Annotated in this window: 20 protein-coding genes and 1 tRNA gene; 9 read left to right on the top strand and 12 right to left on the bottom strand. The window is 59.3% G+C overall.

The genetic code is table 11. The annotated features are described in order from the left end of the window. Positions 1 to 36: 36 nt before the first annotated feature. Positions 37 to 945 carry a LysR substrate-binding domain-containing protein gene (locus D7S44_RS10670; protein ID WP_120454673.1) on the bottom strand — a complete coding sequence of 303 codons (909 nt, stop codon included), beginning with the start codon at positions 943 to 945 and terminating at the stop codon, positions 37 to 39. Between the two features lie 132 nt (positions 946 to 1,077). Here D7S44_RS10670 and D7S44_RS10675 point away from each other — a divergent pair, with 132 nt between their 5' ends. Further along, entirely contained in the window at positions 1,078 to 1,635 is a 558-nt protein-coding gene (locus D7S44_RS10675; RefSeq protein WP_120454675.1) for an antibiotic biosynthesis monooxygenase, read from the top strand. A gap of 49 nt (positions 1,636 to 1,684) precedes the next feature. On the opposite strand, the gene D7S44_RS10680 is transcribed toward D7S44_RS10675, so the two are convergent. Next, positions 1,685 to 2,629 (bottom strand): sensor domain-containing diguanylate cyclase, encoded by a 945-nt coding sequence (locus tag D7S44_RS10680; protein ID WP_120454677.1) that lies wholly within the window; start codon positions 2,627 to 2,629, stop codon positions 1,685 to 1,687. Between the two features lie 238 nt (positions 2,630 to 2,867). Between D7S44_RS10680 and D7S44_RS10685 the strand changes: the two genes are divergently transcribed. From D7S44_RS10685 to D7S44_RS10695, 3 genes are all read left to right on the top strand, one after another. Beyond that, positions 2,868 to 3,653, top strand: a complete 786-nt coding sequence (locus D7S44_RS10685; RefSeq protein WP_120455120.1) for an MBL fold metallo-hydrolase — start codon at positions 2,868 to 2,870, stop codon at positions 3,651 to 3,653. 74 nt (positions 3,654 to 3,727) lie between these two features. Further along, positions 3,728 to 4,252 (top strand): TetR/AcrR family transcriptional regulator, encoded by a 525-nt coding sequence (locus tag D7S44_RS10690; protein WP_120454679.1) that lies wholly within the window; start codon positions 3,728 to 3,730, stop codon positions 4,250 to 4,252. Next, positions 4,249 to 5,385, top strand: coding sequence for an MFS transporter (locus D7S44_RS10695; protein WP_120454681.1), 1,137 nt, complete (start codon positions 4,249 to 4,251; stop codon positions 5,383 to 5,385). Before D7S44_RS10690 ends, D7S44_RS10695 begins: the two co-directional genes overlap by 4 nt. A gap of 58 nt (positions 5,386 to 5,443) precedes the next feature. Here the strand turns inward: D7S44_RS10695 and D7S44_RS10700 are convergent. After that, a tRNA-Phe gene (locus tag D7S44_RS10700) sits at positions 5,444 to 5,519 on the bottom strand. Positions 5,520 to 5,712: 193 nt separating this feature from the next. On the opposite strand from D7S44_RS10700, the gene D7S44_RS10705 reads away from it, so the two are divergent. From D7S44_RS10705 to D7S44_RS10725, 5 genes are all read left to right on the top strand, one after another. Continuing rightward, positions 5,713 to 7,035, top strand: coding sequence for a methyl-accepting chemotaxis protein (locus tag D7S44_RS10705; protein ID WP_120454683.1), 1,323 nt, complete (start codon positions 5,713 to 5,715; stop codon positions 7,033 to 7,035). A gap of 151 nt (positions 7,036 to 7,186) precedes the next feature. Continuing rightward, positions 7,187 to 8,416: a SpoIIE family protein phosphatase gene (locus tag D7S44_RS10710; protein ID WP_120454685.1), complete on the top strand. Its 1,230-nt coding sequence runs from the start codon at positions 7,187 to 7,189 to the stop codon at positions 8,414 to 8,416. Between the two features lie 16 nt (positions 8,417 to 8,432). Next, a complete protein-coding gene (locus D7S44_RS10715; RefSeq protein WP_120454687.1) occupies positions 8,433 to 8,996 on the top strand; it encodes a SiaB family protein kinase in 564 nt (187 codons plus the stop codon). Between the two features lie 10 nt (positions 8,997 to 9,006). Further along, the gene (locus D7S44_RS10720; RefSeq protein WP_167456968.1) at positions 9,007 to 9,393 is read left to right on the top strand and encodes a DUF1987 domain-containing protein; all 387 of its coding nucleotides are present in this window, start codon (positions 9,007 to 9,009) and stop codon (positions 9,391 to 9,393) included. Beyond that, entirely contained in the window at positions 9,390 to 10,100 is a 711-nt protein-coding gene (locus D7S44_RS10725) for a GGDEF domain-containing protein (protein WP_120454691.1), read from the top strand. The genes D7S44_RS10720 and D7S44_RS10725 overlap by 4 nt, the downstream gene beginning before the upstream one ends. A gap of 135 nt (positions 10,101 to 10,235) precedes the next feature. Here the strand turns inward: D7S44_RS10725 and mrdA are convergent, their stop codons facing one another. The 9 genes from mrdA to osmY form a co-directional block, all read right to left on the bottom strand. Next, positions 10,236 to 12,113 (bottom strand): penicillin-binding protein 2, encoded by a 1,878-nt coding sequence (mrdA, locus tag D7S44_RS10730; RefSeq protein WP_120454693.1) that lies wholly within the window; start codon positions 12,111 to 12,113, stop codon positions 10,236 to 10,238. 189 nt (positions 12,114 to 12,302) lie between these two features. Then, positions 12,303 to 13,016: a purine-nucleoside phosphorylase gene (gene deoD, locus D7S44_RS10735; RefSeq protein ID WP_033752378.1), complete on the bottom strand. Its 714-nt coding sequence runs from the start codon at positions 13,014 to 13,016 to the stop codon at positions 12,303 to 12,305. Positions 13,017 to 13,050: 34 nt separating this feature from the next. Further along, on the bottom strand, positions 13,051 to 14,274 hold the full coding sequence (gene deoB / locus D7S44_RS10740; RefSeq protein WP_120454695.1) for a phosphopentomutase: 1,224 nt from the start codon (positions 14,272 to 14,274) through the stop codon (positions 13,051 to 13,053). 112 nt (positions 14,275 to 14,386) lie between these two features. Next, on the bottom strand, positions 14,387 to 15,715 hold the full coding sequence (gene deoA / locus D7S44_RS10745; protein WP_120454697.1) for a thymidine phosphorylase: 1,329 nt from the start codon (positions 15,713 to 15,715) through the stop codon (positions 14,387 to 14,389). Between the two features lie 59 nt (positions 15,716 to 15,774). After that, the gene (deoC, locus tag D7S44_RS10750; protein WP_120454699.1) at positions 15,775 to 16,554 is read right to left on the bottom strand and encodes a deoxyribose-phosphate aldolase; all 780 of its coding nucleotides are present in this window, start codon (positions 16,552 to 16,554) and stop codon (positions 15,775 to 15,777) included. A 173-nt stretch (positions 16,555 to 16,727) separates the two neighbouring features. Beyond that, complete coding sequence (locus tag D7S44_RS10755) at positions 16,728 to 17,504, bottom strand: TatD family hydrolase (protein ID WP_120454701.1); 777 nt, start codon at positions 17,502 to 17,504, stop codon at positions 16,728 to 16,730. Further along, positions 17,501 to 18,553 (bottom strand): patatin-like phospholipase family protein, encoded by a 1,053-nt coding sequence (locus D7S44_RS10760; RefSeq protein WP_120454703.1) that lies wholly within the window; start codon positions 18,551 to 18,553, stop codon positions 17,501 to 17,503. The genes D7S44_RS10755 and D7S44_RS10760 overlap by 4 nt, the downstream gene beginning before the upstream one ends. Positions 18,554 to 18,766: 213 nt before the next feature. Next, positions 18,767 to 18,928 (bottom strand): DUF1328 domain-containing protein, encoded by a 162-nt coding sequence (locus D7S44_RS10765; protein WP_065426276.1) that lies wholly within the window; start codon positions 18,926 to 18,928, stop codon positions 18,767 to 18,769. 99 nt (positions 18,929 to 19,027) lie between these two features. Further along, entirely contained in the window at positions 19,028 to 19,642 is a 615-nt protein-coding gene (gene osmY, locus D7S44_RS10770; RefSeq protein WP_120454705.1) for a molecular chaperone OsmY, read from the bottom strand. Positions 19,643 to 19,802 lie beyond the last annotated feature (160 nt).

Genomic DNA, 19,802 nt, shown 5'->3' on the forward strand with positions numbered 1-19,802 from the left:
CTCAGGCGCGCGGTGCTTCGGCCGCGCGCTTTTGGCTTAAGGCGCGGCGTAGATCTCGCGCAGCCCCTCCAGCGTTTGCAGCCTGTCGCGCCACCAGCGCGCCGCATTACCGCTGGCGCTCTCATTCCAGGCCAGGTAAGCCATGTCGCGCCGCGTTTCGCTGTCGAGCTGGCGCGCCACCAGCGTGCCGTTCGCCAGATGCGGCGCGGCAAGATAGTACGGCAGATAGCCGCATCCCAGCCCGGCCAGCTGCGCCTGCAGCTTGGCATGAAAATCATGCACGCTCAGCGTTTTTTGCTCATCCAGCACGCGCAAATCCATACCGGCGCCGTGGCGTGACGAGTCGTGCACCGTAACCGCGCGATACTGACGGATCTGTTCGCGCAGCAGCGGCTCCGGCATCTGCGCCAGCGGATGGGTTGGCGCGACGGCGAACACATAGTCGAGCCAGCCCAGCGCCACGCAGCCGATATCTTTACGCGTCGCCGGCTCCTGCACCGCGCCGAACACCAGATCCGCCTCGCCGTAGCTCAGCGCTTCCCAGCAGCCCGCCAGCACATCCTGGCGAAACTGCAGCTGGGTATGGGGATGCTGCTGATAAAACTCGTCAATCAGCGGAGACAGCAGCGAAAACGGCACCGAGGCGTCAACGCTAATGGTCAGGTTGCTCTCCCAGCCGCTTTCGACGTAGCGCGCCTGCTGCTCCAGTTCGTTTACGGCGCGCAGCAGCGCGCGTCCTTTTTCCAGCATCAGCCGCCCGGTTGGGGTGAAGGTAGCGCGATGACCGGAGCGATCGAGCAGCGTGATCTTCATGTCGCTTTCCATCTTCTGCACCGTATAGCTTAACGCCGACGCGGTTTTAAACAGCCGCGCCGCCGCAGCCGCGAAGGTGCCGTGACGGTCGAGCGCATCCAGAATCAGCAGCGCCTCGAGGTTTAATCGCATTCCTCAGTTCTCCCCAAAAATTGTTGAACAACAACCCAAAATCATTCCGCTAACAATAAATGTTCTCATCTCGTATTTTTGTATCCAACAGCGCCACTGCTGTAAATCACTTTTAGCGCGCCGGGAGGCGATATGAATAATCCGCATCAGGCCAGCCACGTTACGCTGGTGATCACCCACAGCGTGCAGGCGGAGAAACAGCAGGCTTACGAGCAATGGCTGGAGCAGATCATGCCGCAGGCGGCGCAATTTCCCGGTCATCTTGGGGTGAATGTATTGCGCCCGGTGCATGGCGAAAGCGTCTACACCGTCCTGATTCGCTTCGACAGCCTCGATAACCTGTTTAACTGGACGCAATCCGACGCACGCAAGAAGCTGATCGCCGAACTGCCGCTGCTGCTCTCCGGCCCGGAGCATATCGACGTGCGTCCCGGCGCTGCGTTCTGGTTTACGCCCACCGCTAAGACAGCGCCGCGTCCGGCGAAATGGAAACAGTACTTGCTGACGCTGGGAGTGATTTTCCCTTCAACGCTGCTGATCCCGCCGCTCTGGAGCACCCTGTTGCCCGCCAGCCACGGTACGCTGTGGGGACATTTTTTAGGTGATGCGACCGTGGTCGCGCTGGTGGTCTGGCTGTGGATGCCGCTGCTGACGCGTTTACTGAAAAACTGGCTAATCCCGCGTGGATAACGGCTCGAGAGAAGAGAGATAAACCGGGGCGGAAGCGACGCCAGGCAGATTATCCCAGCCCGATACCGTTTTTCCCGTTGCGCTTAATGCGGTACATCGCTTCATCGGCGCGGCTCAGCGCCGCGTTAAACCCTTCATGCGGCTGCGCCTGCACAATCCCGATAGAAGCGCCGATGGTCGCTGTCCCGTTCTCCAGTTCAAAAGGCGTGAGCGCTGCCTGCAGACAGGCGCGACTCACCTGCGCCACCCGAGCGTCGTCCTGACCGAACGGCATCAGCAGCACAAACTCATCGCCGCCCAGTCGGCCAGCCAGTACCGGCTCCGGACAAGCGTCGCACAGCCGCTGGCTGAGCTGGATCAGCAAACGGTCGCCGCTGCGATGGCCGAAGGTGTCATTGACATGTTTGAAATCGTCGAGATCGATAAAGGCGACGCAGAGCGCGTTCTCCTTGCGCATCTGGCTGTAGGCGTTACGCAAGGCATGGCGGTTGGCGAGCTGCGTCAGCGGATCGTGATTCGCCAGCATCGCCAGCTGCGATTCGTACTGTTTCTCTTTGGTCATATCGATATGGGTGCCGGTTACCTTCAGCGGCCTGCCCTGCTCGTCCCATTCGCTGATACGGCCGCGATCCAGTACCCAGGTCACGCTGCCGTTTTTGGCGATCATCCGGTGCAGTGCCTCATAGTAAGGCGCTTTGCCATCGATATGGTCGTAGAACGCTTTCAGCACCTCTGCGGCATCGTCAGGATGCAGGCTCTCTTTCCACTCGGAGAAGAGCGCTCTGCTCTCTTTCGGCTGATAGCCCAGCATCGCGCCCCAGCGCCGGTTGAAGATCACCAGCTTGCCGCTGGGGATATCAAGCTGCCACAGGCAGAGCCCGGTGCCGTCCAGCGCCGCGTCGAGCTTGCTGCGGGCGTCATGCGCTATACGCTTGAGCCGCGCATTATGCTTTTTCAAAATCTGTATCTGCTGGCGTAACGCTTCGTCAGACATGGCACGCGGACGTTAAGAAATAAGATGTATTTTGCCTGTGCGGATATTCCTGTAAAGAGAAGCGCTGGAAACATGATGAGCCGCGCTTTATCCGCTTAACCACAAGATTTTATCCGGTTTAAATCGGGCTTTCCGCATACTCAGCGGCAGCGCGTCATATTTCCCCTCTATGCAGGACGATCGTTTCCCTGCGCGGTCACCGGCTATAGTCAGAGTAAGGTTAACCCTGGAGGAGGTAATAATGAAACTTTGCGCCACATGCGGCACGTCATATGCCGAGGTCTCGCCGCAGCGCTGCAAAATCTGCGAGGACGAACGGCAGTGGGTGCCCGCCGCCGGGCAGCAGTGGATCGATTTCGCCACGCTAACCCGCAGTCATCAGAACAAATGGCAGCAGCTTGAGGCGGGTCTGCTCAGTATTAAAACCGTGCCGAGCTTCGCCATTGGGCAGCGCGCCCTTTTGCTGCGCAGCAGCGGCGGCAATATTCTCTGGGACTGCATCGCCAGCCTGGATCCCGCCACTATCGCGCTCATCCATGCCCTCGGCGGTATCTCCGCCATCGCTATCTCGCATCCGCACTACTACACCACCATGCAGGACTGGGCGGCGGAATTTAACGCGCCGATCTATCTGCACGCTGATGATGCCGAATGGGTGATGCGTGACAGCCCCGCCATTCAGTTCTGGCAGGGCGAGACGCTGCCGTTAAACGAGGAGGTTGATATCGTGCGGCTTGGGGGGCATTTCGCCGGCGGCAGCGTGCTGCACTGGAAAGCCAACGGCGGCGTAGTGCTGGCAGGCGATATTATTCAGGTCGCGCCGGGGAAGGATGCGGTCTCGTTTATGTGGAGCTACCCCAATATGCTGCCGCTTTCCGCCGCGACGGTGAGCGAGATGCTGCGCCGCTGCGACGCGCTGACGTTTTCGCGGCTTTACGGCGCGTTTGAAGGGCAGGATGTGACGCAAGAGGCGAAGGAGGTCGTTATGCGCTCCGGGGCGCGCTATCTGCACTGTCTGGGGTAATTTTCGCGCCGCCCAAAAAATAAATCGTCTGCGCCACTACGCAAAAGTAAAACGATCGGTTTACTTTTAATGGTATGAACAAACGCGACGATATTTTGCAGGCGGCTGAAAGGCTGTTCTACACCAACGGTTTTCACGCTACCAGCACCGACCAGCTGTGCCGGGAAGCGGGCGTCTCAACGCGCACGCTTTATCATCACTTTGCCTCGCGCGAAGCGCTGACCCTCAGCGTGATGGCGGCGCGCCGGGCGCGGTTTTTCGGCGATCTCCTGCCTGCGCAGCATCCGCAGGCGCTGCGACGGCTGTTTGAGACCCTAGGCGAATGGACGGAACAGTATGGGGCGCAGGGCTGCTTTTTCATCAAAGCCTGGGGCGAATATGCGGAGAAAGAGCCGATGCTGGCGGCACATGCGCTCGACTATCGCTATGCGCTGCGCCGCTATATCGGCGACTGCGTGCCGGATGAGGGCATGGCGAATGCGGTCTGGATGTTGTTTGAAGGAGCGGTGATCTCGGCGCTAATGCTGGGGCCGGACGCGGCGAAACACGCGGGCGATGCCGCCGCACGGCTGCTGCTGCCGCGCGAGGAGCAGCCGTGAGATCTTCCGTGGCGCTGGGCGTCACCGGCTTTTCCCTGATTGCCGTTACCTACGGTATGGCGCGCTTTTCATGGGGCCTGATGATGCCTGCGGTAATGCAGGAAATTCCGTTCAGCATCCATCTCGCCGGGATTGTCACCGCCTGTAGCTATATCTCCTACTGTCTTTCTACCGCCGCCGCGCCCTGGCTGGTGGCGCGCTTTGGTGCCAGAGCCTCGGCTTACCTCGCCGCGCTCTGCGCCGCTGGCGGCCTGCTGCTGCTCGCCTGCGCTTTTTCGCCGCTGATGCTCGCCGCCGGACTCTTTATCGCCGGGCTGAGCGCGGGCGTCGCCTCGCCTGCCATCGCCAGCGCGGTCGGCGACACGCTGCCGCCTGCGCAGCAGGAGTCCGCCAATACGGCGATTAATGCCGGTACCAGCGCGGGCATTATGCTTTCCGTGCCGGTGCTGCTGATGCTGCCCGGCGGCTGGCGCGCGGCCTGCGTCGCCTTTGCGCTGCTCGCCTTGATCTGTTTGCTTCCGGCGCGCCGCTATCTGCCCGCCGATCGTCGCGCCCGAGAGCCGGATCGTGCTGGCTGGTGCGATCTGGCGCGGCAAGGATCGCTGATACGTCTGGCGATCGTGGCTTTTATTAGCGGCTCCGCCAGCGCGGCCTGGTGGAGCTTTGGCCCGGATATGCTGCGTAATCACCTTCACCTGGATGCGCGCGCCAGCAGTCTGCTCTGGCTGATAAGCGGCGGCGCGGGGATTGCGGGCGCGCTGACCGGTGTAGCGCGACGCGCGCTCAGCCTGGTGCAAATCTATCGTCTGTCGCAAATTTGTATGGCGCTGCCGCTGCTGCTGCTGGCGAGTCTGGATGGCTTTTCGTGGTGGCTGTTTCCCGCCGTAGCGCTGGGCGGCGCGGGCTACGTGACGCTTTCCGGCGTGCTGCTGGTCTATGGCGCGGCCGCCACGCCCGCCTCGACGGCATCGGGCGTTGGCATCGCCTTCTTTATGCTGGCGGCCGGACAGGTCGCAGGCTCGGCGCTGTTTGGCTTAGCCTCTGCCGGACTGGGCGCAAGCGCGGCGTTACTGGGCTTTGCCGCACTGGCGCTGGGGATGGTGGTAGTGCTGCCGGGCGCGCACGAGCGCTAACTGGGGCGGGTTCCGCACAAAAGCAAAAACCCCCGCCGAAGCGAGGGTTTCAAATTTGTGGTGCCCGAACCCGGAATCGAACCAGGGACACGGGGATTTTCAATCCCCTGCTCTACCGACTGAGCTATTCGGGCAACGGGGCGCATTAAACCTTAATGCCCTCACAGCGTCAAACGCTTTTCATCAAATTGTCACTGACTGCTGAGTTTTATAGCAACCCACCGAACGGCTGACAAAAAAACGCGCACTCGCGTGCCGCTGCGCTGACTTATTCACCACTTTTGCCGATAACGATAGCGACACTTCATACTCATAATAAGGTGCACCATGTTTTCCACTATTTCATCAGGTCTTCTGTCACGCCTTGCGTGGCAAAAACAAACGCGCCCCTCGGCGACGCTTAACTCGCTCAACGACGCTATCGCGATGATCGAGTTCACGCCGGAAGGCATCATTCTTAACGCTAACTCGCTGTTTCTCGACCGAATGGGCTACGCGCTGAACGAGATTATCGGCCAGCACCACAGCCTGTTCTGTACCGCCGACTTTGTGCAGTCGTCTCAATACCGTGACTTCTGGCTGCGCCTGAAGCGCGGCGAAAGCTTTAGCGACAAGTACTTACGCCTGGCGAAAAACAGCCGTCCGGTCTGGCTGGAGGCGAACTATGTGCCGGTACGGGACCGCGTCGGTCGCGTGGTGAAAATCGTTAAGCTCGCCACCGATATTACCGCGCGCATTACCGACGCTCAGGAGCAGCGTGCCATGACTACCGCCATCGATCGCTCGATGGCGGTTATCACCTTCAACCTCAAGGGCGAGGTGCTGAAGGCGAACGCTAACTTTCTCAACACCATGGGCTATCGCGCCGATGAGGTGATCGGCCTGCCGCATAGCCGCTTCTGCTCCGAGGAGCTGCGTCAGAGCGCCGAATACAAAGCGTTCTGGGAAAAGCTCAATCGCGGCGAGTTTATCTCCGGCCAGTTCCAGCGCGTGAATAAACAGGGCCGCACCGTCTGGCTGCGCGCGACTTATAACCCGGTCTTTGATGCAGAGGGCATCCTTTATAAGGTGGTGAAGTTCGCCACCGATGTGACGGCGCAGGTCGAGAAAAACCAGCAGGAGCGCGACGCCGCGCAGCAGGCTTATAAGACGGCATTGCAGACCCGCGAGAGCACCCGTCACGGCGCCAGCGTGATTGAAAATAGCGTGCAGACGATTAACGCGCTGGCGGGCGAGCTGCATGGCATCTCAGACGATATCTCCGATCTCAGCGACTCCTCAGATCGTATCGGCGAAATTGTCGCCAGCATTCGCCGCATCGCCGATCAGACCAACCTGATCGCGCTTAACGCCGCGGTGGAGGCGGCGCGCGCGGGCGCGCACGGACGTAGCTTCGCCGTAGTGGCGAATGAGGTACGCACGCTGGCAGCCAATATCAATCAGGCCACCAGCGAGATCGAAAGTCGGATGCAGCAGAATCAACTGCTGGCGACCAAAGCGCTGCAGGGCATTGCGTCCAATATGAAGCGTGCCGATGAGGGCGTGGTACTGGCCCAGCAGGCTGGCGACGTCATTAGCGAGCTGCGCGACAGCTCGTCGGAAGTGGTGCGCGCCATCAGCCACGTCACCGAAACGCTCAGTCAGGCGTAGTCAGTGAAGCCGGCATTTGCCGGCTTTTCCGCGGGAATTTGCCTTAGCGCACGATAAACCCACTCTTTTTATCTGCCTTCTTTTTTGACATAAAAGCGTCATCAAGCGCCTTTAATCTAGGATTAATCTTAACCAACCTGTTCTGGTCATCATGCAGCTGCCCGACAGCCTTTCGGCGATGACGTCCGCCTCCAGCCGCTACAGCGCCCGCGTGCTTTGCATCAGCGTTCCTTTCGTCACGCCCGATACCGACAACGCCGCGGTGATGGCACTGTTTACGGAGCATAAGGATTTGATTGGCCTGCCGGTGGTGGAAGCGAGCAAGCCCTTCGGCATGATCAACCGCCATATTTTTCTGTCGCAGATGGCGCGTCCCTTTTTCCGCGAGCTGTATGACCGAAAAAGCTGCATCGCTTTTATGGACAAGTTTCCACTGGTGATTGATATCGACAGCTCGCTGGAGAGCGTCGCGCAGCAGGTAGTGGAAAACGGCGACAAATCGGTTGCGGACGGTTTTATTCTTACCGAGCAAGAGCGCTACGTCGGCATTGGATTAGGCGTCGATCTGATCCGCCGCGTGTCGGATCTGCAGGCGCAGCAGCATCAGCAGATCCTGCAAAGCATCGACTACGCTCGCGTGATCCAGGACGCCATGCTGGATCGTTCGACTCGCCTGATGGATCGCATGCTGAACGACTGGTGTCTGCACTGGCAGCCGCGCGACGGCGTCGGCGGCGACTACTACGCCTTTCACCGCCACGAGACCGGCTGGATGGCGGTGATTGCCGACTGTACCGGCCACGGCATCCCGGGCGCGTTTATGACGGTCATTTTGCAGTCGGCGCTGGAGAATGCGATGAAGCAAGGCGATCTCGCCTCGCCCGCCGCTATTTTGCAGGCGCTGAACCACCATATAAAACGAACCCTCGGTCAGCTGAGCGCGTCGCAGCAAACCTCGCTGTCGAACGACGGCTGCGACGCAATGGTGCTGTCGGTGGATACCGAACAGCATCAGCTGCGCTGGGCCAGCGCACGCACCCAGGCCTTTCTGCTGGGACAGGTCAGCGACGGCGCCATCTCGCTCAACAGCGATCGCGTCGGCGTCGGCTATACCGATACGCCGGAAGCCTATGCGTGGCGCGAATATGTGCTGCCGCTACAGCCCGGCGACATGCTGTTTATCTTTACTGACGGCGTCAGCGATCAGCTCGGCGGCGAACGCAACATTATGTTCGGTAAAAAGCGCATTCAGCGGCTGCTTACTCAGTATCAGCATCTGCCGATGCCCGAGCTGTCGCAGGCATTTCAGCAGGACTATTTACAGTGGCAGGGTAATCAGGCGCGTCGCGACGATGTGACCTGGTTCGGCCTGCGTTATTAACCGCACCGGGAAAAGTATGAACAACGGGTCGTTGAGGGAAGCGCCCTGTGTCGCCGGATCGCAGAGTCTGGTCGCGCTTCAATACACAGGTTTTTTCTCGCCGCAGAATATTACGGCAATGGGCGAAGTCGTCAGGCTGTTTCTGGAGAATCACGAAGGGTCCGCCAAAGTGCGCCGCCGCCTCTTCTCCAGCTTTGTTGAAATCGCACAGAATATCCTGCGCTATTCGCAGGACAGCCGCGCCTTGCCGCATCAGGAGCAGCTTTACCGCTTCGGTTCGGTCTGTCTACGCTATGACGCGGGAAAGTATACGCTGGAAAGCACCAATCTGGTCGATCACGACGCCTGCGATCGGCTGCGTGACAATCTGGAATCGCTGCGCGTAATGAGCAGCGAGGAGATTAAACAGGCCTATCGCCATGGTCTGCGCGCGGAAAGCCCCGCCTGGAGCAAAGGCGCCAATATCGGTCTGTTAACCCTGGCGCGCGACGTCAGCGAACCGCTGGAGTATGACCTGCGTCCGCTGGAAGCTGGCGAATTCTCCGCTTTCTGGCTTAAGGCCACCATCTGTCATGATTAAAGATCCCTCTATGCAAACCATTCAACTTGCTGCCACCGACTGCACGCCCCACGTCGATTTCGACTTCGACGCGCAGCGTTTTACCCTTAAAGGGGAATCCTGGCCGGAGAACGCCGCCGCGTTTTATCGCCCGTTACAGAGCGCGCTGGAGAGCTGGCAGCCGCGCCAGGACGAGCCGGTCATCGTGGAGATCGCGCTGAGCTACTTCAACAGCTCCAGCACCAAGATGCTGTTTGGGCTGTTTGACCAGTTCAACCAGCTGGCGCAGCGCGGCAATACCATTCTGCTGAACTGGCATTACGACGAGGAAGATGACGTCTCTGAAGAGTTTGGTCAGGAACTGCAGCTCGATTTCGACGCGCTGACGGTGCAGCTGCATGCGGAAACGCCGCAATGATGGAGCTGAAAGAGCTGTTCAGTGAAGAGACCCAGGCGCTCAACCGCGCCAGCGACGTGGCGGCGCAGCCCAGCCTGAAGGCGGAGGATTACCGCGCCGCGCTGCAGCAGTTAAATCAGCACTATCAGCGGCTGATGCGCGAAACCTGGCGCATGATTTCGCGCAGCGACCGCGCCGAACGCGAGCTTAACCGCGCCAATGAACGCCTGGCGCAGCTGGCGCGCGAGCTGGAGTATAAGGCGACGCACGATCCGCTGACCGATGTCTGGAACCGCAGCGCCATTATTCAGCGCATTACGCAGACGCTGGCCCGCTCGTCGGCGGCGCTGATTATTCTGGATATCGATTTCTTCAAGCGCATCAACGATGAGCATGGTCATCCGGTTGGCGACAGAGTCATCTGCGAAATGGTGGCGCGTATTCAGCGCAACCTCCCGCCGCTTGCCAGTATCGGTCGGATCGGCGGCGAAGAGTTTACGGTGCTGCTGCCCAATACCTGGCTGGCCGATGCGGTAATAGTAGCGGGCGCGATTCTCGCCTCGCTCAACGCTTCGCCGCTTAATGCGCTGCCGGAGCGTCTGGTGACCGCCAGCCTGGGCGTCAGCTATTGCGCGCCCGGCAGCGATTTTGAAACCCTCTACTACAACGCCGACGCCGCGCTTTACGACGCGAAAAAGCATGGTCGCAACCGGGTATTTTTCCGCTGATCGCGCTGCCGCGCACCGCCAGCCAGATGCTTCGTCTGGCTGGCGGCGGGTGAACAGATAAACAAAGGTTGCGTCAGCGCGGGCGCAAATGAGAGGACTTCGGTAACGCTCTGCCACGGCAGATAAGCCGCTGCTTTACGGCTGATGCACCGTCTCGACCGGCGCCGGGGTCGGCGGCGGCAGGAAGATATGGTCGAGGATCTCGCGCATAACCGGCGCGGCGGTTATGCCCTCATTGCCGCCGTTCTCCAGAATCAGCGCCACCGCGACCTTTGGATTGTTAAAAGGCGCGAACGCGGTATAGAAGATATGGTCGCGCAGGCGCACCGGGATCATCTTCGCGTTATAGGTCTGGTTCTGCTTCAGGCTGAACACCTGCGAGGTGCCGCTCTTCGCCGCAATGCCGTAAGGTGCGGTGTGGAAATATTTATAGCCGGTGCCGTTCGGCGCGTTAGCCATGCCGAACATCGCGCGGCGCACCAGCGCCCAGTAAGGCGAGCGCGCGTCACCGATCTGCGGCTGAGGCAGCGCAGGCTGATAAAGCTCCACCGATTTGCCGCGCTCCGCTTTCGCCAGCAGATGCGGCGCAATCACTTTACCGTTATTGATCAGCGCCACCATCGCCTTCACCATCTGAATCGGCGTGGCGATCCAGTAGCCCTGCCCAATACCCACCGAGACCGTGTCGCCCTGATACCACCCTTTTTTATGCACCTTGAGCTTCCAGTCGCGGCTCGGCAGCAGGCCGTTGTACTCTTCGTTTAGGTCGATGCCGGTTGATTTGCCGTAGCCGAACTGGCTGAGCATGCTGTGAATACGGTCGATGCCCATCATAAACGCCACCTGATAGAAGAAGGTGTCGGCGGACTCCTCAATCGCTTTGGTGACGTCCAGCATGCCGTGGCCGCTCTTTTTCCAGTCGCGGTAGCGGCGGTCGGTGCCCGGCAGCGTCCAGGTCGGCGCGCCAAAGAAAGTGGTCTGCGGCGTAATAACGCCGGTCAGCAGCGCCGACATCGCCATATAGGGCTTCACCGTTGAAGCGGGCGGATAGAGTCCCTGAGTGACGCGGTTAATCAGCGGCAGATTCTTGTCCTGCAGCAGCGTCTTGTAGGACTGATAGCTGATCCCTTTTACAAAGGGATTAGGATCGTAGCTGGGGCTGGAGACCATCGCCAGCACCGAGCCGTCGTGCGGATCCTCCACCAGCACTGCCGCGCGCTGCCCGGCCAGCAGGCTCTCTATATACTGCTGCAAATGCAGATCGATGGTCAGGGTAATATTTTTACCCGCGACCGGCGGCACCTCTTTCAGCACGCGCACGATGCGGCCGTGGTTATCCACTTCCACTTCCTGATAGCCGGGCTTACCGTGCAGCAGCGATTCGTAATAGCCCTCAATGCCCTGCTTGCCAATATTATGGTCGGCGGCGTAGTTCTCAGCGATGCCCGCGGCGTTCAGACGCTTATAGTCGTTGTCGTTAATCTTGGAGACGTAGCCGACGACGTGCGCTAAGTCCGCGCCGTAAGGATATTCGCGATCCTGATAGGTATCGATGCTGACGCCGGTGAAGCGATACTGATTCACCGAGAAGCGCGCCACCTCTTCGTCGGTCAGCTCCTCTTTCAGCATCACGGGTTTGTAACGGCTGCTCTGCTTCAGCGCGTGGGTAAAGGCGTCGATCTCGTCCGGCTTCAGGTCAACGATCGGCGTCAGCGCTTTCAGCGTCGCCTGCATATCGTCGATTTTGTACGGCGTCAGCGTAATGTCATACCAGGTGACGTTATGCACCAGCGGAATACCGTTGCGATCGTAGATCAGCCCGCGCGTCGGCGCGACTGGGATCATTTTAATATCGTTCTGGTTAGATCGCGTCTGATAGTAGCCGTGATCGCGCACCTGCAGTCGATAGAGGTTAACGGCGAGAATAGTGAAACAGATAACGACCAGCGCAAAGGCGACCAGCGCGCGACGCGCGAAGAGCTTTTCTTCAGCTTCGAAATTACGAAAATTCATTAGGCGGCATTGGCGGACAGGTTATTTTTTGTTGTCGCGCTAATGATAGGCAGCTAAGAGGTGAGCACCAGCAGGAAGATGCACAGGAGTGGTGAAAAGTGTGTCATTTGGTGAGAATGTTACGAAAATCGCCTGATATTCCCCGTCTCGTGCTTTATACGGACGAGACGGGGAGAGGCAAGCGCAGGCTTAGTCGCCCAGCAGCACCGACTCCAGCGCGATCTTAATCATATCGTTGAAGGTGGTCTGACGCTCGGCAGAGGTGGTCTGCTCATGGGTACGGATATGGTCAGAAACGGTGCAGATGGTCAGCGCTTTCGCGCCGAATTCTGCCGCCACGCCGTAGATACCCGCCGCTTCCATCTCTACGCCCAGAATGCCGTACTTTTCCATCACGTCGAACATCTGCGGATCTGGCGTATAGAACAGGTCAGCAGAGAAGATGTTGCCGACGCGCGCGTCCACGCCCAGCGCCTTAGCCGCGTCAACCGCGTTGCGCACCATGTCGAAGTCAGCAATCGCCGCGAAGTCGTGATCCTTGAAACGCATGCGGTTGACTTTAGAGTCGGTGCAGGCGCCCATGCCGATAACGATATCGCGCAGCTTAACGTCTGCACGTACTGCGCCGCACGAGCCGACGCGGATGATCTTTTTCACGCCAAAGTCGGTAATCAGCTCTTTGGTGTAGATCGAGCAGGACGGGATGCCCATGCCGTGGCCCATAACGGAGATTTTGCGGCCTTTATAGGTGCCGGTATAGCCCAGCATGCCGCGCACGTTGTTTACTTCAACCGGATTTTCCAGAAAGGTTTCCGCGATGTGCTTCGCGCGCAGCGGGTCGCCAGGCATCAGCACGACGTCAGCGAAATCGCCCATTTCTGCATTAATGTGAGGAGTTGCCATTGTTGTTTATCCTTTTTAAATTCAGCGGCTCTGTTTACAGCATGCTCTTGCCGTAGTCCATATCGGACAGGCCAAAATAGTGCGCAATCGTCTGACCGATATCGGCGAACGTCTCGCGATAGCCCAGCGAGCCGGGTTTAACTTTCGGTCCGTAGATCAGAATCGGAATATGCTCGCGCGTATGCTCGGTGCCCTGCCAGGTTGGATCGCAGCCGTGGTCAGCCGTCAGGATCAGAATGTCATCCTCTTTTACCAGCGCCATCAGCTCCGGCAAACGACGGTCGAACAGCTCCAGCCCACCCGCGTAGCCAGCAACGTCACGGCGGTGTCCCCAGGTCGAGTCGAAATCGACGAAGTTGGTAAAGACGATCGACTGGTCAGGCGCGTTTTTCATCTGCTCGATAGTGGCATCAAACAGCGCGTCCAGACCGGTGGCTTTGACCTTTTGCGTAATGCCCTGGTGAGCATAGATATCGGCGATTTTACCTACCGAGATCACTTCGCCGCCCTTCTCGTCCACCAGCTTTTTCAGCATGGTCGGCGAAGGCGGTTCGACAGCCAGGTCATGGCGATTGCCGGTACGCTCGAAGCTGCCCGCTTTGTCGCCGACAAACGGACGCGCGATAACGCGGCCGATGTTGTAGCCGCCTTCGGTCAGCTCTTCGCGGGCGATCTCGCACAGTTCATAAAGGCGATCGAGACCGAAGGTCTCTTCATGACAGGCGATCTGGAACACCGAGTCCGCCGAGGTGTAGAAAATCGGCTTGCCGGTTTTCATATGCTCTTCGCCCAGCTGGTCAAGGATCACCGTGCCGGAAGAGTGGCAGTTGCCCAGATAGCCCGGCAATTTCGCGCGCTCGACCAGCTTGTCGAGCAGTTCCTGCGGGAAGCTGTTCTCTTTGTCGCTGAAGTAACCCCAGTCGAACAGCACCGGCACGCCCGCAATTTCCCAGTGGCCAGAGGGGGTATCTTTACCGGAAGAGAGTTCGCTGGCGTAGGCGTAGGCGCCTTTGATTTCCGCATTGGGATCGAGGCCCAGCGGGAAGCGGCCAGTCGAAAGCTCGGCGGCTTTACCCAGCCCCAGCGCGGTCAGGTTCGGCAGATGCAGCGGGCCTTTACGGCCTTTGTCCGCTTCGCCGTTAAAGCACGCCTCGGCGATATGTCCCAGCGTGTCCGATCCTGCGTCGCCGAATTTATCGGCGTCTTTGCTTGAGCCGATTCCGAAGGAATCAAGCACCATAATAAAAGCACGTTTCATGCAAGTCTCCTGCGCATATGCGCGTGACAAGTCAAAAAAAAGCGATCAGATCAGTATACCCGAATGCCTGCTCAGAGGCAGCATAAAGCCGCACTTTTGCGGCCTGTTAAGGTCAGGTGCTGGCGCTAACCCGGCGATAGACCACGGGCGTGGCTTCCGGCGCGCTGTCGCTCAGCGTGACTGCAGCCTTCACCGCCGCGGCCGCCTGCAGCCAGCCCGCCTCGCTGCTGGCATGCACGATCGCCAGCGGACGCTGCGTATCGGCGCGTTCGCCCAGGGTAATCATGTCGCTGAGCCCCACGCTGTAGTCGATAGCGTCGCTGGCGCGCTGGCGCCCGCCGCCCATCGCGACCACCGCCATTCCCAGCGCGCGCGTATCCATGCTGCTGACGATGCCGGAGCGATCGGCGTAGACCGCCTTGCTGAGCATCGGCTGCGGCAGATAAGCCTCATGGCGCTCGATAAAATCAGCCGGGCCGCCCTGCGCCGCGACCATCCGCGCGAATACGTCCGCCGCCTGGCCGTCTTCCAGCACCTGCAACAACTTACGGCGCGCCTCTTCTTCGCTGGCCGCCAGCTTGCCGGAGATGAGCATTTCGCTGCACAGCGCCAGCGTGACCTCCAGCAGGCGCGGATTGCGCTCCGCGCCGGTGAGGAAGCGCACCGCTTCGCGCACTTCCAGCGCATTGCCCGCGCTTGAAGCCAGCACCTGATTCATATCGGTCAGCAGCGCGGTGGTCGTGCAGCCCGCGCCGTTCGCCACGCCGACAATCGCCTGAGCCAGTCCAAGCGAGGCGTCGAAGGTCGGCATAAAGGCGCCTGACCCGACTTTAACGTCCATCACCAGCGCATCCAGCCCTTCCGCCAGCTTTTTCGCCAGGATAGAGGCGGTGATCAGCGGGATAGAATCCACGGTCGCGGTGATATCGCGCGTAGCGTAGAAGCGCTTATCCGCCGGCGCGAGCGAGCTGGTCTGGCCGATAATCGCCACGCCGGTCTGTTTGATGATCTGACGGAAGCGCTCGTCGTCCGGGAAAATATCAAAGCCAGGAATAGCCTCCAGCTTGTCCAGCGTGCCGCCGGTATGACCGAGGCCGCGTCCGGAGATCATCGGCACATAACCGCCGCAGGCCGCCACCATCGGGCCCAGCATCAGCGAGGTAACGTCACCGACGCCGCCGGTAGAGTGCTTATCCACCACCGGCCCGTTGAGATTCAGCGACTGCCAGTTCAGCACGGTGCCGGAGTCGCGCATCGCCATGGTGAGCGCCACGCGCTCCGGCAGCGACATATCGTGAAAAAAGATGGTCATCGCCAGCGCGGCGATCTGTCCTTCGGAAACGCTGTTGTCGCGCACGCCGTTGATGAAGAAGCGGATCTCCTCTTCACTCAGCGTCTGGCCGTCGCGTTTTTTACGAATGATTTCTTGCGGCAGAAACAAAGTCGCCCCCTTAATCAGGGTTGTGATGAGAATGGCGGCCCGCGGCCGCCGTCACGCAATCAGTAGCCCGCTTTGCTGGAAGCGGTCTGATGGCCCAGTGCATTCAGCAGGCTGGCTAACAGGCTGGACGCGCCAAAGCGGAAGTGGCGCGCGTCGGCCCAGCCTTCGCCCAGGATATCGTCCGCCAGCTTGAGGTAGATAGCTGCGTCTTCCGCGCTGCGCACGCCGCCCGCCGGTTTAAAGCCGACCTTCTCTTTCACGTCTTTATCGCGGATCACGCTCATCATGATCTGCGCCACTTCCGGCGTGGCGTTGACCGGCACCTTGCCGGTGGAGGTTTTAATAAAGTCCGCGCCTGCGTCGATAGCGATTTCAGAAGCCTGACGGATCAGCGCTTCATCTTTCAGTTCGCCGCTTTCAATAATCACTTTCAACAGCACGTCAGCCTGCGCGCACGCCTCTTTACAGGCTTTCACCAGCTCAAAGCCGATCTGGGCGTTGCCGGCGATCAGCGCGCGATAAGGGAAGACCACGTCCACTTCGTCCGCGCCATAGGCGATGGCCGCGCGGGTTTCCGCCAGCGCGATATCGATATCGTCGTTGCCGTGCGGGAAGTTAGTCACGGTGGCGATGCGGATATCGGGCGTGCCCTGCTCGCGCAGCGCTTTACGCGCGACCGGGATAAAGCGCGGATAGATGCAAATCGCGGCGGTATTGCCCGCTGGCGATTTCGCCTGGCGGCAGAGCGCGATCACTTTTTCGTCGGTATCGTCTTCATTCAGGGTGGTCAGATCCATCAGTTGCAGCGCGCGCTGCGCTGCAGCGGTAATATCGGTCATGGTGTTCTCCAGATAACAAACTGGCGTTAAAGCGCCGGTTGAATGTGATAATTCTAACAATACAAAGCGGCTGTTTATGTGGGATTCATCACACTGCCGCCATGAACAGATAGCAGTAATGGTAATTATAACGCAGAGAAGCGCGATGTTACTATTATCACATCAGGAGAGCATTAATCAGGCAGGTTGAACAGGCGTTGCGTGTTGCGCCACAGTGCCTCGGCGATCGCCTGCGGCGGCTCCGGGCGCAGTTCGCACAAGGTTTGCCACACCAGCCGCGCGCGCTCCGGCCGGTTCGGCTGCCCCTGGAAACCGTGCAGCGGCATATCGGGCGCGTCGGTTTCCAGCAGCAGCGCTTCCAGAGGCAGCTGCGCCAGAGTGTTGCGGGTTTTGCTGGCGCGCGCATAGGTCAGGGTACCGCCGACGCCGATAGCGTAGCCGAGCCTGATAAAAGCCTGCGCCTGCTGCAGGCTGCCGGCGAAGCCGTGTACCACGCCGCGACGCGGCAGATCGTGACGGCGCAGATGCAGCGCCAGCTTGTCGTGGGTGCGGCGCGAATGCAGGATCACCGGCAGTTCATACTGCTTCGCCAGCCGCAGCTGCGCATCCAGCAGGAATTCCTGACGCGCAAACGCTGGATTTTCCATATAGAGATCGAGGCCGATCTCGCCTATCGCCACCAGCTTCGCCGGTTTGCGTTGCAGCCAGCTTTCCAGCTGGTCGAGATGCGCATCCTCGTGGCGATCGATGGCGATGGGATGCAGGCCGAGCGCTGCGTAAAGCGCCTGATGCTGCGCCGCCAGCGCGGCGATACCCGCGAAACGGCTGGCATCGACCGCCGGTACGATAATGCGCTCCACGCCCGCCTCGGCGGCGCGCGCAATGCTTCCCGCTTCATCGCCGACAAAGGGCGGGAAATCGAAATGGCAGTGGGTATCGGTAAATCTCATGCCAGCGAACCTTCATCATAATCTGCGTCGTTGCCCGCGACCGGCGGCGTCATGATTGGCCGGTTGTCAGGCGCATTAGCCACAGGTGCGGGCGGCGTGACGGTGGTATAGCGCGTGAACGGCTCGGCGTCGCTTAACCACTTGCCCAGCGTGGCGAGAAAGTAGCGGCCGCAGCGTCGTCCCAGATGATAATCCTGATTTAGAGAGGAGATGCGGCTGCCCAGCGCCATGCTCGCCAGCACATGCGGCGGATAGATTTCGATAATACGCAGGTCGTCGGGCGGCTGCTCAATAAACTGCTGAATTTCACGGTAGCTCGCTTCGTGATGATGCAGGATATTGATCATCGGCTGCAGCGCGCTGGCGCTAAGCCAGCGTTCCATACGCTTCACCCATTTTGGCGTGTAGAACATCTGCGACGGCACGGTGCGGATCACCACAATGGTGTCTGCGCCGCGTCGCGCGGCTTCCCGCACCGGAATGGCGTCGCTGATGCCGCCGTCGAGATAGCTGATGCCTTCCAGATCGACGCCGAGCCGGTAGAAGCCGGGTATGGCGCTTGAGGCTTTAATCAGATCGTGCCAGTTGGCGCTGGTGGGCGCGAAGTAGCCGGGCGTGTAGTCGTCGCTGCGGCAGGCGCACATGTAAAACTCGCGTCCGCCATCGAACAACAGTCTGCCGCTCTCCAGCGCCAGCGGGAATTCGCGCTGCGTAACGTCGATGAGCCAGTCGAGATCGATCAGATTACCGCCGCGCACGAAACGCAGCGGATCGAAAAAGAGTTTGCTGGTGGTATAGCGCGTGATAACGCGTCGCGCGTAGCCTTGCTGCCCGCAGACAAAGGCTGAGAGATTCTGCGCACCCGCCGAGGTGCCGATAAAAAGATCGAAGGGATTGAATTTCGCTCGCTGGAACTCATCCAGCACGCCTGCGGTAAAAATGCCGCGCTGACCACCGCCTTCGCAGACCAGGGCGATTTTGCGCGCTTTAAACGGGGATTGTGCTAAGGGCTCTGTTGCGCCCAGCGTTACAGGGATCCTGATACCCACTTCTGTTCCTCAGAAGGGTTCTGAGGTTTACTGTCGCATCAGTCCACTCATGCAACGGCATCCCGGAGAACCAGCCATGTTCTTCTCCCGACCCGCCGCCAGTCTCTCTGGCGACGGCTGCCGCGCGTAGTGCGTTATCCTTAACGCCGCACGGCAGCTGGCTGGCCTCCGCTTTATGCAAGCTCGCTGCAAAAATCAGAATGACACAACCGGTCAGGGTCGTTTGCGGCCGGTAAACAGGCTCACGAGGAACAGGATAATACCGACAACGAAGACAACTTTAGCCGCCCATGCTGCCGTACCGGCGAGGCCGCCAAATCCTAACGCCGCCGCGATAAGTGCAATTACCAGAAAAATAATACCCCAACGAAACATAAGCCTCTCCTTACCATAGTGAAATCGAACTGCTTGTTTCTTCCCAGTTTGGGTCTTGTTTTGTCAGCACGGCGTCACGAAGACGCCGCGCTCACGACGTTAAGACTTCACGGTCAGGTCATTCTTAACGCTTTTAACGCCTTCAATGGCTTTCGCGATGCTTTCAGCGCGATCCGACTGCGCTTTAGTCGCGACGGTTCCTGAAAGCTGGACGACGCCGTCGGTGGTTTCTACCTTGACGTTACGCGACGGGACAATGTCATCGGCTAACAGTTTAGCTTTAATTTCGCTAGTCGTTGCCGCATCGCCGGCATATCCCTTCATACTTTGTGATTTGCTGTCTTTAACGTGCAGTTTGTCGCTGACGGATTTCACACCTTCCACTTTTTTCACGGCGGCGACGGCTTTTTCAGCCTGATCCTGCGAGGTGACAAAACCGCTCAGGGTCACTACGCCATCGTGCGTTTTCACGGAGATATCCGTACTTTTTATTGCCTTGTCATCCACCAGAGCCGCTTTGGCTTTTGCGGTGACGGCGCTGTCATCCATAAATCCATCGACTTTTTTCATAGAACTATTGATTTTCGCACCGGCGTTATCCGCGCTTTGCTGCGCTTTTTGCGTCAGCGAGTCGTCAGCCAGGGCGCTGCCGCTTAACAGGGCGGAACCAACCATTACCGCCATCAGCGTTTGGGCAATCTTAGTCTTATTCATCGATATCTTCCTTCTGTCAGTGAGCTCACCCACACCCGTGGGCGCAACAGCAGCAAACGGCGCTGCTGCATCGTTGGACGTCATTAAGAAGCAACTTCTCTTTTGCCGTCCGACAGAATAATCATAGTCGGTGTTTCGCGTTCTGCTTGAATAACTGGTT

Origin of the sequence: Pantoea piersonii, assembly GCF_003612015.1 — a bacterium.
Lineage (GTDB): Bacteria > Pseudomonadota > Gammaproteobacteria > Enterobacterales > Enterobacteriaceae > Pantoea > Pantoea piersonii.